This window comes from Pseudanabaena biceps PCC 7429 (genome assembly GCF_000332215.1).
GTDB classification, from domain to species: Bacteria; Cyanobacteriota; Cyanobacteriia; order Pseudanabaenales; family Pseudanabaenaceae; genus Pseudanabaena; species Pseudanabaena biceps.
Genome location: NZ_ALWB01000132.1, coordinates 1 through 14637, shown reverse-complemented (window position 1 = coordinate 14637; position 14637 = coordinate 1). Strand labels below are relative to the sequence as shown.

Annotated in this window: 13 protein-coding genes and 1 pseudogene; all 14 read right to left on the bottom strand. The window is 45.5% G+C overall.

The genetic code is table 11. The annotated features are described in order from the left end of the window. Positions 1 to 207 (bottom strand): annotated as a pseudogene (locus tag PSE7429_RS14700) (ISKra4 family transposase); the annotation flags it as partial. A gap of 96 nt (positions 208 to 303) precedes the next feature. Beyond that, on the bottom strand, positions 304 to 666 hold the full coding sequence (locus PSE7429_RS14695) for a hypothetical protein (protein ID WP_009628026.1): 363 nt from the start codon (positions 664 to 666) through the stop codon (positions 304 to 306). A 75-nt stretch (positions 667 to 741) separates the two neighbouring features. Continuing rightward, positions 742 to 1077, bottom strand: a complete 336-nt coding sequence (locus tag PSE7429_RS14690) for a XisI protein (RefSeq protein ID WP_009628025.1) — start codon at positions 1075 to 1077, stop codon at positions 742 to 744. Positions 1078 to 1301: 224 nt separating this feature from the next. After that, positions 1302 to 1739, bottom strand: coding sequence for a hypothetical protein (locus PSE7429_RS14685; RefSeq protein WP_009628024.1), 438 nt, complete (start codon positions 1737 to 1739; stop codon positions 1302 to 1304). A gap of 109 nt (positions 1740 to 1848) precedes the next feature. Beyond that, complete coding sequence (locus PSE7429_RS14680; protein ID WP_009628023.1) at positions 1849 to 2256, bottom strand: single-stranded DNA-binding protein; 408 nt, start codon at positions 2254 to 2256, stop codon at positions 1849 to 1851. 85 nt (positions 2257 to 2341) lie between these two features. Continuing rightward, positions 2342 to 2728, bottom strand: a complete 387-nt coding sequence (locus PSE7429_RS14675; protein ID WP_009628022.1) for a hypothetical protein — start codon at positions 2726 to 2728, stop codon at positions 2342 to 2344. Between the two features lie 98 nt (positions 2729 to 2826). Beyond that, positions 2827 to 3999 (bottom strand): ATP-binding protein, encoded by a 1173-nt coding sequence (locus tag PSE7429_RS23775; protein WP_009628021.1) that lies wholly within the window; start codon positions 3997 to 3999, stop codon positions 2827 to 2829. A gap of 112 nt (positions 4000 to 4111) precedes the next feature. Further along, the gene (locus PSE7429_RS14665; RefSeq protein ID WP_009628020.1) at positions 4112 to 5569 is read right to left on the bottom strand and encodes a vWA domain-containing protein; all 1458 of its coding nucleotides are present in this window, start codon (positions 5567 to 5569) and stop codon (positions 4112 to 4114) included. A gap of 63 nt (positions 5570 to 5632) precedes the next feature. After that, positions 5633 to 6850, bottom strand: coding sequence for an AAA family ATPase (locus tag PSE7429_RS14660; protein WP_009628019.1), 1218 nt, complete (start codon positions 6848 to 6850; stop codon positions 5633 to 5635). Between the two features lie 69 nt (positions 6851 to 6919). Continuing rightward, positions 6920 to 7954 carry a DUF6744 family protein gene (locus tag PSE7429_RS14655; protein WP_009628018.1) on the bottom strand — a complete coding sequence of 345 codons (1035 nt, stop codon included), beginning with the start codon at positions 7952 to 7954 and terminating at the stop codon, positions 6920 to 6922. Between the two features lie 154 nt (positions 7955 to 8108). Beyond that, on the bottom strand, positions 8109 to 8258 hold the full coding sequence (locus PSE7429_RS26375; RefSeq protein WP_158467643.1) for a hypothetical protein: 150 nt from the start codon (positions 8256 to 8258) through the stop codon (positions 8109 to 8111). Between the two features lie 72 nt (positions 8259 to 8330). After that, positions 8331 to 8801: a hypothetical protein gene (locus PSE7429_RS14650; RefSeq protein ID WP_009628016.1), complete on the bottom strand. Its 471-nt coding sequence runs from the start codon at positions 8799 to 8801 to the stop codon at positions 8331 to 8333. A 443-nt stretch (positions 8802 to 9244) separates the two neighbouring features. Further along, complete coding sequence (locus tag PSE7429_RS14640) at positions 9245 to 13495, bottom strand: SNF2-related protein (RefSeq protein WP_009628015.1); 4251 nt, start codon at positions 13493 to 13495, stop codon at positions 9245 to 9247. A 174-nt stretch (positions 13496 to 13669) separates the two neighbouring features. Then, positions 13670 to 14637: Eco57I restriction-modification methylase domain-containing protein (locus PSE7429_RS14635; protein ID WP_040688861.1), on the bottom strand; the 968-nt coding region annotated here is incomplete at its 5' end.

The following is a 14637-nucleotide window of genomic DNA, read 5'->3' as shown; positions in this document are numbered from 1 at the left end:
CTTTCCCTGCTTTTGTCCCACTGCTTTTTTCGACAAAAAAATTCCCACCTTTGGACTGATGTTTTCCAGCATTTGCTCTCTCACGGCTATTTCTATGCCTTCTAGCGTTTTCAATTGCTCGGCATCTTTTGCTTCTGCATTCCGATACAGGATTTCCGCTATCTCTCTGGTGCAGGCTTCAAGTCTTCCTTTTTCTTCTGGTGTCATTTGCTTGGACGGGTTAATTTATTTCTATTTTATCCCTCTTTTCTCCTAAGTATTTATACTCAGTGCCTAATTGAGATGCTCCCATTGTTGTTTCGCTTATAGTAATGCCATCTGCTGTGATTTTGGGGCTAATGATCTCTTGGTGATGGCGATCGGTTCTAGGTTTTCTTCTTCAATGATCGGGATTTGATTTGCCAATTCACTGGTGGCATAGGCTTGAATTACCTCAGCTAAAGGTAATGGGATTGGTGCTAGTTCATTCAAACTTATAGTCCGAATTAATGGCATTCCCTGCTCTCGGCAAATGGATATTATGACTATTCTCTCGGTTGAGTCTGCTTCTGGCAATATTTCAATGCACAGCTTTAGTCTGTCTTTGTCTAGATCGATCACTGGGTTGGTCATGGCTTTTTTACTCATGGAATTATGGTTTTCTCCATCAGCACGGGCGCTAGCCATGTTTAATTTTCAGTCTATTTATCTGGTTTTAATTGCTATTAATTTCCTATCGATAGCAATTAAAACCCTGTCACTTTAGGCTACTCCATAGTTTGTGTATGGACGCTTATAGGGTGGTTGCAATCCCAATACGATGTCTTGTCTTGATACTCCCATCGCGATCAATTCTTCCGCAGGGTTTTGGTCGGTTAAATTCTGTTGTAGCCATATCTTGCCGTCTTTAATATCAAAATGCATGACACATCGATATACTCGGTTTAGTTCTTGCCATCCGATATTCAACCATTGATAATGATCTCTTTCCACATCAAAGATTAACTGTACTTCTACCTCTTCATTGGATATATCTCCACTCACGTACTGAGTCAATAATTTTTGGATATACTCGCGGTATTTGCTTACTTTATCCATTTCACAATCCCCTCATTTACGCTGACATAGGTTTAGAAATTTGGGCTTTATGCTTGTAGTTATTTATGTTGGTTATTCTTAGTACTACCAAAGTATACCAATGTTTGAATATATCTACTAAATCATCGTCTTAAATGACAGGTTATATTTTGACTGAATAGATAGATGTAGCAAAAAAGTAAAACCTTCATTGCGAAGGTTTTACTTTTTGTAGAGAATGCCGATTAAGCTGCCAGTTGCCTATATGTTGGTTTCACGTTAGGTTTGATGCCAACTGGAATCGGGATGCGGGCTGGGAATACGCGCAGACGTTCTTCTGTAAATACCCGAAACTTGGCGGTGTGATAACGACCACTATTGTTGACAGTCAGGTATACTCGTTCGTCCAGAATTGCTTCAATAGTGGCATCGGGCAGTTCTGGGCGAGGATATAGTGGGAAGATATCCTCATGTTCTTGCAGAAATAATTCTACAACCTCAACAAACTGCTGTTTGGTCTGTTCTTTGTCAAAACTTGTAATCAATTTGGTTCCAAGCCATTGGGCGAATACTTTCTGCTCAATGCTGAGCGAATATTTCTTGGCTTGTGCTACCCATTCGGTTCCTCGATGGGTGGTTCTTGTCGATAGCAAACATTGATAGCCTTTGTGAGTGTAAATCATGGTTACTTTCTCTATTTTCTTAGCTGGTCAAGAGCCTTAAGCGATAGCGACTAAAAAAACAAAACAGAGCGAGTACTGATATCTATCAATAATCGCTCTGTTCGTTCAATTAGAAGTCATCGTCGTAGACGGTCGATTCTTCATACCCTTCGTCTTCAGCAGACTTTCTCACGACATCAATGAAGTTTAGAGATTGAGCATGAATCACAGTACGCGCGTGATGCTTCTTGTCTTTCTTGGACTTGTATTCTTCGGGATGAGTCAGAACTCCCGTAACTTCGACAAACTTCCCAGATTCGGCGCGTTCTTCGGCATATTCCGCAGTTCCATTCCAACAGACTACTTTTACCCAAAGCGGTTCTTGGTCGATCCAATTACCGTCTTTGTCTCGGCGAGGCTTGGGCTGCACGGCAAGGCTGAAGTCTAGGACATCTTTACCACTGGTTTTAGTTTGACGTACTTCGGAGACGTTACCGACATAACCAGAGAGGACTACGAGATTTGTTGAATTACACATGAGTTTTTCCTTCTATTTAGGAATCAGGTCATGGACTTCTACGCGATAGCGTATCTTCAATAAATTTCGGAACTCAACTTAGCCATTAGCGGATCTTCAGTTCTAAGGCTTTGGCGATCGCTTCAAGTTGGCGAGTGCTATAGGGCAAGGTGGGCGCTCCATAGAGTTTTTTTGCGGCTTGGCGAATGTGGTACGCCAATTTGCGGCGGCGTTGCTCTAGCTTAAGTTGTTCCATTGAGTCGAATAAAACATAGATTTCGCTCTGGAGTTCAAGGTCATGTCTTATTCTGCCCATTGCATAGTCGAAGTGGAAACGACCTGCTATCCCTTCTAGAGCAAAGGCTGCATCGTTTGTACCGAAACCAACTTGGGTGACTTCTCGGATGCTGGTTTCGGGTTCACCGCCAATGTGCCATACCACAAAGCGCTCTCCAACCTTGACATCGGCTCTGGTTGAGATGTGGTTGTACATATTCTTCTTGGGTTGTTTTTAGCAAGGTCTACAACACAACCAATGATTGTGAGGTAATCATCGGTTATGTTGCTTATTGGTAGCTAAATTGTTTCTTGCTAGAATTCCAGTTGACTGGCGATGTCTTTGGCGATCTCGGCATATTGTCCTGGATGCCGAGATGTTGATATTTCAATCAGATTCTGGGCTAGTTCAGATGTGTATCCCTTTAGTCCTAGCCATTCCTTCATCAGGGCTTCACAGACGGCTTTGATTTGCTCGGCGGTCATGTTTTCACTGTTGAATTTTGGTTTTGTACCACTTTCATCGGCTCCGTACAGGTCAATGCTAGCCTCAATCACTTTGCTGATGTTTTGTTGGGTAATTGCCAATAATGCTTTGAATGCTGCTTTGGCTGGGTTATCGGGTTTGCTGTTACTGGGTTGAGTGTGGGTAATTGTTGGCTGAGTCTCAACGACTGTAGCTAGATGACCATTGGTACTTGCCTTCTGGGGGATATGACCGTTGCTGCTGGCAACTGTAGCTAGTTCTTGTACCTGTGGCTGCTGGGCGACGGGATTGATAGGGACATTGATCATTGGGATAAGAGCCTTGTTGGGGACTGGGGCTTCATCACTTAGCCATGTTTGAATCATTTCGGCAAATTTCTTCCCTGGTTTGGGAAAGATGCCATTGCTGATTTCAGGGCATCTACTCTTGGAGATGGTCAGGGTGTTTTGGTCATCGAGTAAGCCACAGATGTCTAGTTCATATTCGCTGCCTTCTTTTTGAATTGGTGCTGTGCCTATCTTGCGGACACTGGTGATTTTCTGCTTGCCGCCTACTTCGGCTGTACTGTAGTCGTACTCAATCTTTGACCGCATCGTGGCAATGATATGGCATTTGGAACTGATGATTTTGTCCCATAGTTGGCGTTCGATAGGGCGGACTTTTGCCCAGTTCCTCACGTCACTGCCTACCGAATCTAGTTCGGCGTACCATGCGTGGGATAGGGAGTCGATGATCAGGTAGTCAAATCCTACTTCTTCGGCGCTTTCAATGGCGTTGTAATATTGGCTTGGTCCGAATTTGGTTAGTTCGAGTACTTGAAAGTTGAACAGTTTGGCATATTTGCGACTAGAACCATATTCGGTGTCGATTAGTCCAATCTTTTTGCCTAGCATAGTTGCTAGTTGTAGGGCGGTGTAGGTTTTGCCACAGCCTGGTGGGCCATATAAAGCCATGCGGAGTTTGATGTTTTCTTTGGTTGCTTGCTGAAATGAATAAGTCATAGGTATTTTCCTTTTGAGTAAAAAATAATGAGAAGTAATTTGGTTTTTCCTTGCGAGCCTCGCTAGAGGAAAAGAGATAAAAGGCGGCGCGAAGCGCCGCCTTTTATCGCTACTAGATGCTGTATAGACAGTCGGATACTTCGCTGTCCTCGGTGAGATCTGCTATTTCTACATAGCGATCGCATAGTTTGCCGATCGTGCTTTCGTAGTTGCTTAGGTTGACACTGGTAATCAGGAGTCCATAACAACTAAATTCATACTTTTTCCTATCTGCTTGCCATTGCTCGATAAATTGGGTGGATGGGGTGTCGAGTCCGTCAGTGATGAGGATGACATCGGCTTTCTTGGTTTGTTCGTGCTGTTGGATGGAGGCTAAGGCTCCCGTTAGGGCGGCGGTGAAGCTGGTACTGCCGCCGTTGTAGAACTTTTCGATGCAGTCAATTACGCGATTGGTATCGGGAATTTCCCCTACAAAGTCGTCGATCCGCTCCACGAGATCTGTGAAGTGCAGGATGCGGCAATGGCGCTTTTGGCTCACAGCGATGCTCAATAGCGCAAGGGCGATCGCTTTGCTCCAGATTTCGGCTTGTCCTTGCATTGACCCACTGGAATCTAGACAAATAATGATTGGTCCTTTGGCTAGAGGTTCGCGGCTGATTAGCTCTCGTTGTAGTAGCGATCGCTCGATATAGCCTTGGGCAAATATGGGGAATAGGGCGGGTTCGGTGAGTTTGACTAGCTCACAGGGTAGTAGGCGGGTTAGGTCGTTGCCTGTGGTTACGCCGATGATTTCGGTGCGTCCTTCTTTGACTTTGCTGCGTTGTATCTTGGCGGCGATCGCGATTTTCTTGCCTGCTAACTCGGCGATTACTTGTAGTTTTGGCGATGTATGGAGGCGTTGGGCGAGTTGGATTTTGTCGGCAATTTTGAGTTGGGTTTCGTTGCTGTAGTTGCTGCCTCCGCTAAAAGTGGCGATACTTTCAGCGATCGCTTGCATTTCGGCTTCGGCTTTGGCTATGCCAGTGATGATGGCGGTTTCGATTTCGGCATTGCTAATGGAGTCGGCGTAGGCTTCACAGGCTAATCGGGTTTCTAATCCCTGTTGCTTTAATTGCTGAATCTTTTGCATCAGTCTTGCGCTGGGTGTTTGCCCTTGCAAAGCCTCAAAGATGCCTCGCAGTTGTTTGCGGATTACTTCTGGGTCTTCTAGTGGTTTGGTTGGTTCGGGCAGCATTTCGACGATCGCGATACACAGTGCAGTTGTACCGATGCCTGCAAGAAATTCATCTCCGTTTAGGCGGTTGCTGAATTGCTGAAATACTTCTAGTTCGCTCATCTGTTGGTGGATGGCGATCCAGATTTTGTTTTCGGGTTTGATGGCACTGTCTTCGAGTCGGTTGGGTTGGCGATCGTACAGCCGATGATAGGTTTCGCTGACAAAGGTTTCAAAGTTGTAGATTTTGCTTTCGCCTTCTTCAATGACTTCACTTAGTCTGGATGATTTTTCTTTAAATTCATCTACACATAGCTCTGTCCATTTTGGGATTACATACACTAATGGTTCTTGCATTTTGATTCTCTATTAGGTTGAGAAAGTTGAGAGAGCAGGTAATCTGCTCTCTTTTGGTTGGGGCTATGCGCCGTACATGATTTCGCTGACTTTCGCTAGTAATGGTTTCTTCTTGGCTTCGATTTCGGCGATCGCTTGTTGTGCTTTCTTTGCCCCGTTCGGGTGTTGAGCAATCAGGCTTTGCAGTCTGTCAATCATGTTTCGCATATCGGACAATACGCCAGAGCCTTCCGTTGCCCATTCGTCTTGCTGTTTCTTGGTTCCATAGGTGGGACAGTTTCCCAAGTCTGATAGCTTTTCGGTGATGGCGGCAAGGATTTCTTGGGCTTGGATATTCACGGGATTGCCCACTTTGGCGATAATTTTTCTGATCTGCGCTTGCTCTTTTGGATGGTTCCAGATTACATGGTTGAGAATCTCGAAACTGTCTTCGCTGACTTCGGGTTCTACTTGCAAATATGCCTGGGCTTTGAGAATGGTAACAATCTGCACGTATTTTCTGGTACTGACGATGAAGTTCTCTTTCTTCAGTTCCCGTTGCAGGTCGATCAGGGAGTCGATCGCGGGAGCGGGGAAAGGTACGTCTTTTACAGCAGTTTGCATTTGCTCTAGTTCGGCTAGGCTCAGCATGGTGGTGATCTGGGGTGCGGCGATGTTGCTGGTTTTGCGGAGCAGTAGGGTTCGCAGGTCTTCATCGCCTAGATAATCGACCATGTACCGCAGGCTTAGCCGATCCCAGAATGCTCCGTCTTCTTCACCATCTAGCAGTTCGTTGGAACAGCCAATCATGGTAATCAATGGCGATCTCAGTTTGGTTTTGCCGTTGAGGAATTCCCGTTCGTTCATTAGTCCTAAGGCGGAGTTGCGGACAATGCTATTTGCCTTGCCAATTTCGTCCATTAGGGCAAGGTGGGCTTCGGGTAACATGGCTTCCGTGTCGCGCACGAATTTTCCTTTTTGCAATTCGGCGAGGTCGGGTGCTCCTAATACTTCTTCGGCGACGGTGGTTTTGGTCATCAGGTAATGAAAGAAGGTGGTTCCTGTGATTGCATCAGAGACTGCTTTCGCGAGTTCAGTTTTGCCTGTCCCTGGTTTGCCTCCTAAAAAGATATGCATTTTGGCAAGCAGCCCTACTAAGATTAGGTCGATCGCTTCGCTGCGGTCTAGGTAGACACTTTTTAATTCTTCTCGCAGTTGTTGCAGTTTGGCTAATGTGGATTTTGGGGTTACGGTCAAGGCGGTGATATGTCCATTGGTTTGCGCGATTTCGGTGGTGGGCATTTTTAAGTTCCTTTCATTTCTTGATGATTAAATGGGGAGTAGCGCTTTGGCTACTCCCGCGATTCTTCGCTAGAAGCCGAGATCGAAGAGGTTGTCTTCAGTAACTTCTGCTGTTGTTTCTACGGTTTCTTCTGGCACAGAGATGATATGTTCTGTTTCGTGGGGCTGTTCTTCTGGGGTTTCGGTTGTGCTGGTTGCGATTTCATCCAGTACGTTCAAGCATCGTTGGCGCAGTTTGGCGAGTTTATCGGTCAGTGCGTCGGAACGGAATTGCAATAGCTCGGATAGCATTTTGGTCTTGTCTTCTACTTCCCGATATACCTTGAGTTGGTTTTTCAGGGTGCTACCTTTGGTTTCGGATACTTTCTCTGGGTCTAACAGTTCGTCTAGGTAACTGGACATTGATTGCACTTCTTTTTCCAAGGATTGCCTTGCGATGATGTCCATGTCGCCTATGCCTGCGATCGGCATCCAGCGGATGTTGTTTTCTCGGTGTATCAGGGGTAGTAGTTCGCGGAAGGCGGTTAGTTCTAACCGATAACTACGCGCAACAAAGTATGTGCCGCCTCGTTCTCGAAATGGTACTCCTGCTTTTTTAACAAATTCGGTCAGCATGGCGCGGATTTCTTTGCTGGTGATTTCTTGGCTCCATGCGTACCATTTGTCGAAGGTGTTTCTTGCCATGTCAATCAGTGATTCATTTTCTTGGCTCCAGTCTTCTCGATTCCAATTGGTGGTCTCGTTACTTTTATCAAAGCTATAGGAAGCAAGTTGGTAATAGCGCAGCTTTTTATCTTTCTCGTTCTTGTTCTCTAGTACAAATCCATAGACTAATACTCCGTTATTGGAGATTTGACGGATTAATAGATTGTGGTTGCTCAGTTGGGTCTGAGTTTTGGTACGGGCATTTTTGAATGCGCTTAGTTTGTTGGGGCTTTCGGGGAGGTAGCTGAAGTCAAGATTTACTTGCTCTGCGGCTCGTTTCAACGTGACTTCACTTAGTCTGGTCTCGGCACTGATTGACCATGCGATTAGGTCGCCTAAGTATTCGGCTCCTTTGTCGATCAATGCTTGCTGGGTGGCGATCATTGCTGCTGTATTCATATTTTTGGCTCTTGGCGATTAGCTGTTAGCTGTTAGCTTTTGGCTTTTGGCTTTTGGCTTTTGGCTTTTGATCGTTTGTGGATTGAGGCTGAGGGCAAGGATTAGATTTTGGAAAGTTATGCATTAATTCTGGAATCTAGCTAATAGCTAACAGCTAATGGCTAATCGCCAATCTCTTCCTTCTTTTCCGTTGAATATGGACGATTCTTGGCTGCTTTTCTTCTATGTGATGCTGTTCTGGATGGATGGCGATCGCTAGTAGCAATAGTCCACACAATACGCTTTTGTATCTTTGGATTGTCATATTTGACTCCATAACAAATTAGCCTCCTGATTTACATCGGGAGGCTTTTGGGGTTGAATATTGGGGTTGGAGTTAGTCGGGTCGATCTACGCCAAATTCGGCACTCAGTCTGGTTTTATTGGCTTCGTAGGCTTGTTTTGCTGTAAGGAATGGATGCGCGATTACATAGGAGCTAAAGCCTCCATCGGTGCGGATAAAGCAGACTACTACTTGGTTTTCGGGTTTGTAGTCTCGAATCTGTCTCTTCTCATCCTTTTGGAATGGGTTTGGATATCCCGATTCTTTGGCGATACGCTCTGCTGTTGCTTGGCTTAGGTAGCAGCCATAGCTCTCAGAATTCAGCCATTTTTGATAGGGACTGATACCAATTTGTGATTCTTTGGATTTGCTGACATCAATGATAATCGCGCCTCTACCTTCGCTTTCGTAGCCGTGCCACGCTACGGCTAGCAGTAGTTCGAGATTCACGCGAATGAATTCTACATGGCTTTGCCTTGATTCACTGCCACTCGGTAGGTCAGACGCTTTGTATTTCCACGCCATTATTTTATCTACTCCTTATATTCGTCACAAAATTCCTGCTAAGGACTTCTTACAAACCTGTGTGATAAAAAATTAGCCTACCTATTCTACTACATGAGTATGGGTAGGCTAATTTTCTATCACACTGATTTATATCTTTAGATTTTCTCCAGTGCAGTCTTGTATTTTTCCACTTGCTAGCATTTGCTGAATTGTTCCAGCTTTTGAAGGCAAGAATGATACTGCATCTCGATTGCATTCGAGAATTTCGCAAGCATAATGGTCTTTGAGCCTAGATGCTATCTTTTTGATTGAGCGCTTGAAACTCACTATTACATAACATTTGCTATTTTTAAACAGTGACATTTGGCAATTTTCTTGGTTCATTTTTGCATCTCAAATCTTCACAGGCTTTTAGCGACAGCGCTTTCCTTATGGAATTCTGTTCTTTTAGAATAGAATTCTTAAAACAATGTTAGCTGTTCTCTTTGCTCGTTCACATTCTTTTGCGGAATTGTAAGTTGTTCGCCTCCTCGAACTAATCTAAAGTCAGCCAATATCTTGGATTCTGGGATTGCCCCAAGCCGATCGCCATTCACAGGAATTTCAATCTCAACATTGCTAACAATCTGCGCGATTTGTTCCAGCCAGTTCTCAGTTTCATCGGCTACCCAATCCTCAAACTGTCTCTGCTTCAGTACTTCCACGATCGCTATTGATGGTGGTTCTAAGCGCGCTGCACTAGAGTTTCTGTCCCAGAAGATTTCTCGCGATTCTTCTAGTTCTTCTCCCTCTTCAGTATTGTCTGAGTCACTTACATCGACAGGAGATTCATGGGCGATCGCATCAAACATCTCCTTCAGGAATCCTAACCGATTTGATTTCTGCTTGTATTCCTGTGCTTGTTCAAAGGGTTGACTGACTCGATTTTGCAGAATTGGTAGTTCTTGTCTGTCTCGTTCGAGATTTTCTTGGGCTGTGGTGAGCTTGGCTGAGATCGCATTTCTCACCACATGCAGTAACGAACTAGAGGGTTGTTGGCATTCGGCATTAAATTCATAGCCTGAATTGATGCTCATACCAATATATCCATTCACCTCTGAGCCAAATCTGCTCAGAAATACATTCAGCCCTGCAAATTGCCCAATTTGGATTTGGGTCAATCGATAGCTTTCTTTGAGCCGTTGCACTTGTTCGGTAATGTGATGATCGATGAGTACGGCTTTATCCAAAACCACACCGCGATCGCTGATGAATTGCTTCAGGTTTGCGTTGGCTACTGTGGCTAGGTCGGCTTGAATGCGCTGAATTTGGGTGGGATGGTTGGTATTTACCATGTCAGTTAGGTACTGAATCTTGGATTTGTCTCTGAATTGCCTGTCGTTATAGGCTTGCAATTGCATTCCTAGTCCTTGCAATTCGGCTTCGAGGGTGGCTCGTTCCATGATTAGCGGATCGCCTGAGGCGATCGCTTTCATTTGGGCGGCATTGAGAACTGTTTCATCTATGTCTTCGATGGTGCGATGCGTCCGATCGCCCGACATCACCTGCGAAATCATGCGTTGTTTGTTCTCAATCGCTTGCCACAAGAATGAATCAAATCCAGCTTGGTTGTTTCTACCTTCAGTGACATAACGGAAGATGAAGACATCACTCCATTCATTGCCCTGTCTGACTCCTCTGCCTTCGCGTTGTTCGAGATCCGATGGTCGCCACGGACAATCGATATGGTGCAAGGCGATCAGTTTGCTTTGCATGTTTACGCCTGTTCCCAACTTTGATGTGGAACCAAAGACAATTCTAATTTTGCCTTCGTTGATGGCTTCAAACAGTCTTGCCTTCTTAGTATCCGTGTCGTAATCGTGGATAAAGGCAATCTGGTCGGCGGGTATGCCTAGCATCACTAAGGTGTCGCGGATATAGCAATAGCTATTCCACCTATCTTTTTTGGGTGCGTTGCGATCGCAAAATATCGCTTGAGTGCCTTTGGCGATCGCGGTAATTGTCCAGATTTGCCAGACATTCCATGCACAGGCTAGCAGTTTGTTGTTAATCCATTCACTTGCATTAGGCGATACCAATTTGGTGTGCATACAAGCTTTGGCTCCATCGCCTGTGATTTTGAGCATGTTGTCAATTTCGGGTTTGACTTTACGTTTTGCCACTGCCTCAGCGCGATCGCAAAGTTTGTCCATATAGGTGATCTGCTCTGGCGATGGTTTACAGGACATCACATGGTAGTGAGGTTTCGGGGTCTTGACTTCGGCAAGAGCTGCGGTCTGGATATCGGTCACTTGACACCACATTGCCATCAGTTCGGGCATATTTACGAATTCCCGTAGGCGGGTTTTCGATTTGAGTTTGCCTGTGGGACTGATTTCTAGTGCGGTGCTGGTTTCGCAGAATCTTGAGCAGAAGCTGTCGAAGTGGGTTAGTCCTTGCTGTTGTAGCAGGTCTAGTTGCAGATAGCGCATCCATACATCCATCTCTGCCATGGTGTTGCTTAGAGGTGTACCTGTGGCAAAGATGACTCTTTTGCCGTTGATGAGCAGGTATCGCACTTTCATGAATGAGTCATGGGCGCGTTGGCTGTAACCTGTGGGAATGCCTGCAACATTGTGCTGCGTGGTGAGGATTTGCAGTCGTTTGATTTGCTGTACTTCGTCTAGGAAGAGGGCATCTATGCCTAGCTGCTCGAAGTAAATCACGCGGTCTTTGCGATCGCTGGTTTCGATTTCTTGAATGCGTAGGTTGATTTTCTTTCGCATGGCTTCAAGACTTCGGAATACTTGTCTGGATTCTTCTTTGTTGGTTGCTTCGCAAATGGAACTAATCGCCGACATTTGCTCCTCTAAAAACATCAGTTCGGTTGATTCGCTAATTTGCAAGTTAAAGAATTGTTCGTAGGTGAGAATAATCGCATCGTAGTTGTGGGTAGCGATTTGACTCAGCAGGACGCGCCGGCGATCTTTGGCGAATTCTTGGGTGTTGGGCACAAGAATCTTGGCTTCGGGGTACAGTCGTCGAAATTCTTTGCTGTATCCTGGTAGGATTGATTTCATGGTTACATGCATGACTTTGTGTGCCATGCCTTTGCGCTTTAACTCCATACCTGCGGCGATCATCGTGGCAGTTTTACCATAGCCCACCCGATGGGCGGCGAAAGCGGCTCTTTGCCGTTCGACTCGACGCACGAAGTTGCGCTGGTGGCTTCGCATCTCGAAGTCGGGAGCCATGTTAGGGAAGGTCAGGTGCGAGCCATCATACATGGTATCGCGGTAGAGGTTGTGGTATTGGTTATAGTGCAGACATAATCTTTCGGCGCGATCGCCTTCACTCCAGATCCATTCTTTGAAAGCGGTTTGGATTTTGTCTTGCATTGTCCGCGATGCTGAGGTGGCTTCTACATTCAGGATGGCGGTAATGTTGCCATGCTTGTCTTTGATGTATTCATAGACTTTGGGATCTTTTTGGTTGAGCGCGTGTTCTATCAGTTCGAGGGCAGTGTGGCTAGGCGTTCCCCATTCGGTTTTGTTTTGGGGTGAACTCACGAGTTTGCTGTCGCCTTTGATTACCCAAATATTGGCAGGATCAGGATGGAATTTGACGGTGCTGGTTCCTGCATAACTGAGTAGTTGTTCGCTAAATTCTTTGATCACATCTTCGGGCAGCCAAGTTGTTCCTAGTTTGACGCGGATGGTATTGCGTAGGATGAGGTTTAGTTCTTCTGGGGTCATGGCATTGACGTTGATGCCTAGTTTGACGGCACAGCGTACTTTGATGTCTACGTCTGCGGTTTCAGGTAAACAGGGGACGGGTTGATTGCTGCTGATGGTTTGATGGTATTTGTCGATGTTCAGCCAATTGGGAACTCCGCTTTCTTGCCATGCGATGATTTTGTTGAGTCGGTTGACGACGTTGCCACTGATGAATTCTTCTCTAGTAATCCATTCAGAATTAGTGGTTTCTTGGACTGTGGCTGGTGGGATTGTGCCGTTGTAGAAGATATCGCCTTCTAGTTCAGTGATGACGGTGCTGATACTTTTGTTGATGAGGTTGGCGATCCAGTCTAGGTCGATATAGCTTTTAGCATCTAGGCATTGCGCTAGGGCATCTTTGGCATTATTTGCCCGATATCTGGGGGTGGCTCTGACTGTCCTTTGATGGAAGATGGGGGCTTTGGCGGGACTTTTACCTTTGCCTCGGTCAATCTCTAATGCTCTCAATCGATAGTAGTTGGGGTCTTCTTGGAAAATGCTGAGGTTCTCTTTGCTGGTGAAATGTCCGAATCTAATTGCGAATTCGTCATATTTTTGATTGAGAAGCTGGCGCAGTTTGGCTAGTTCTTTTTCGTCTTCGTACTGCTGCATTCTCAGCACTAGGTCTAGAATTTTAGCGACAGACATGGCAGCCCGAATGCGTTCTTGTTGGTTTGCAACTAGTTCTAGCTGATAGTCGGTGCGACGATAGATTTGTCCTTCATGTTCGCAGAAAGCGTTGGGTAGAACTTTTTGTAACTGTGGTGGAATCTGAATTACTTTGGTTTGAGTTGTGACTGGTTCGTAGAATTTGTTCAGCGCTTTTCCAATCTTGCTAATCTCTGCTCTCAGGTCAAAGTTTACTGGGGCAGTTACGCCTAAATGTTCTCCTCCATAGAGTTTGGCGGTTGTCAATTCTCCGAGGATATTGCGGAATTTCAATGGTGATGTAGTCATGGGCTTTTTCTCAATTAAAAAAGCGAGTCAATCCTTAATAGGATTGACTCGCTCATTAGCTTTGGTGTGGTTACTCTCTAGATCAGCCGCTAGGCTGACTCTACAAACCATTGGTTAATCATGATTGGCTCCTGATTGACTGTGTGTTGGCCCGATGGTGCTGTCTTTACCCAATCAGGATATTGATAGTTTTTCTTGATTCGTGGCTCTCAGTTCAGTTTCCGTGAGCTTGCGGAAAACAAGGATATCCGCAACCACTTCCGTGTTGGCAAATCTCTTAAAAGCTATATCTGGCAATCTAATAGCGGTCACTAGCTCTAACTTACTCGCTAGATATTTCCGAAAGCTGGTATTGGCGGCATCAAGGGTAAAACAACTGGTAATCAAGCATATCAATCCATTTTCTCTCACTAGGTCAGTACATTTGGCTAGAAAGTAATTGTGGATGCTTAGGTTCAGGTGGGCGTAGCGCGGATCGTAGAGTTTGTAATTGCCAAAGGGAACATTGCCGATCGCTAGGTCAAAACTGTTGTCACTGAGGCTCACTGTCTCAAATCCTTGAGCGTAAATCAGCGCTTCGGGGTATAGCAGTCTCGCAATTTGGGCAAAGATTGGGTCTAGTTCTATACCTACCCATTGCGATCGCTCTCTCATCAGCGCAGGTTGGCATCCCATAAACGCTATGGTGTTGCAGGCTGGTTCGACGATCGCTCCACCTGTAAAGCCAATATCACCGAGGAGATCCCACATAGCGCGGATTACTTCAAAACTAGTTTGGTAAGCGGTTGCCGTCGCGGATTTGGCGGCCTGGATTTCGGCTTGGGTCAATAGTTGGCTCAGTTTTTCATGGCATCGATACTGCCATGTGTTGCCTAGATGATTGGCTTTTACCCAGATATCGGTGAGCGTTCCCCATCCCGATGCTTTGGCGAGTTCTACCTGTTGTTGCTGTGTTGCTGATGATATTGATTTGCTTAAGGCGATCGCTTCGACGGTTGCTTCTGCTTTTACTCGTAACGGGCTATCAAAATGCTGCTCGATTTCTGGCGTAATTTCAAATATGGGTTGGTACATTTTTGGCTTTTTCCCTAGTTTTTGTTCTTGCGAACAAGCGCTAGCCATAAAAAAAGACATGACTTTAT

Coding starts and splice junctions, on each gene's coding strand:
- PSE7429_RS14695 (WP_009628026.1), bottom strand. CDS start 666: ATGGCTAGCGCCCGTGCTGATGGAGAAAACCATAATTCCATGAGTAAA.
- PSE7429_RS14690 (WP_009628025.1), bottom strand. CDS start 1,077: ATGGATAAAGTAAGCAAATACCGCGAGTATATCCAAAAATTATTGACT.
- PSE7429_RS14685 (WP_009628024.1), bottom strand. CDS start 1,739: ATGATTTACACTCACAAAGGCTATCAATGTTTGCTATCGACAAGAACC.
- PSE7429_RS14680 (WP_009628023.1), bottom strand. CDS start 2,256: ATGTGTAATTCAACAAATCTCGTAGTCCTCTCTGGTTATGTCGGTAAC.
- PSE7429_RS14675 (WP_009628022.1), bottom strand. CDS start 2,728: ATGTACAACCACATCTCAACCAGAGCCGATGTCAAGGTTGGAGAGCGC.
- PSE7429_RS23775 (WP_009628021.1), bottom strand. CDS start 3,999: ATGACTTATTCATTTCAGCAAGCAACCAAAGAAAACATCAAACTCCGC.
- PSE7429_RS14665 (WP_009628020.1), bottom strand. CDS start 5,569: ATGCAAGAACCATTAGTGTATGTAATCCCAAAATGGACAGAGCTATGT.
- PSE7429_RS14660 (WP_009628019.1), bottom strand. CDS start 6,850: ATGCCCACCACCGAAATCGCGCAAACCAATGGACATATCACCGCCTTG.
- PSE7429_RS14655 (WP_009628018.1), bottom strand. CDS start 7,954: ATGAATACAGCAGCAATGATCGCCACCCAGCAAGCATTGATCGACAAA.
- PSE7429_RS26375 (WP_158467643.1), bottom strand. CDS start 8,258: ATGACAATCCAAAGATACAAAAGCGTATTGTGTGGACTATTGCTACTA.
- PSE7429_RS14650 (WP_009628016.1), bottom strand. CDS start 8,801: ATGGCGTGGAAATACAAAGCGTCTGACCTACCGAGTGGCAGTGAATCA.
- PSE7429_RS14640 (WP_009628015.1), bottom strand. CDS start 13,495: ATGACTACATCACCATTGAAATTCCGCAATATCCTCGGAGAATTGACA.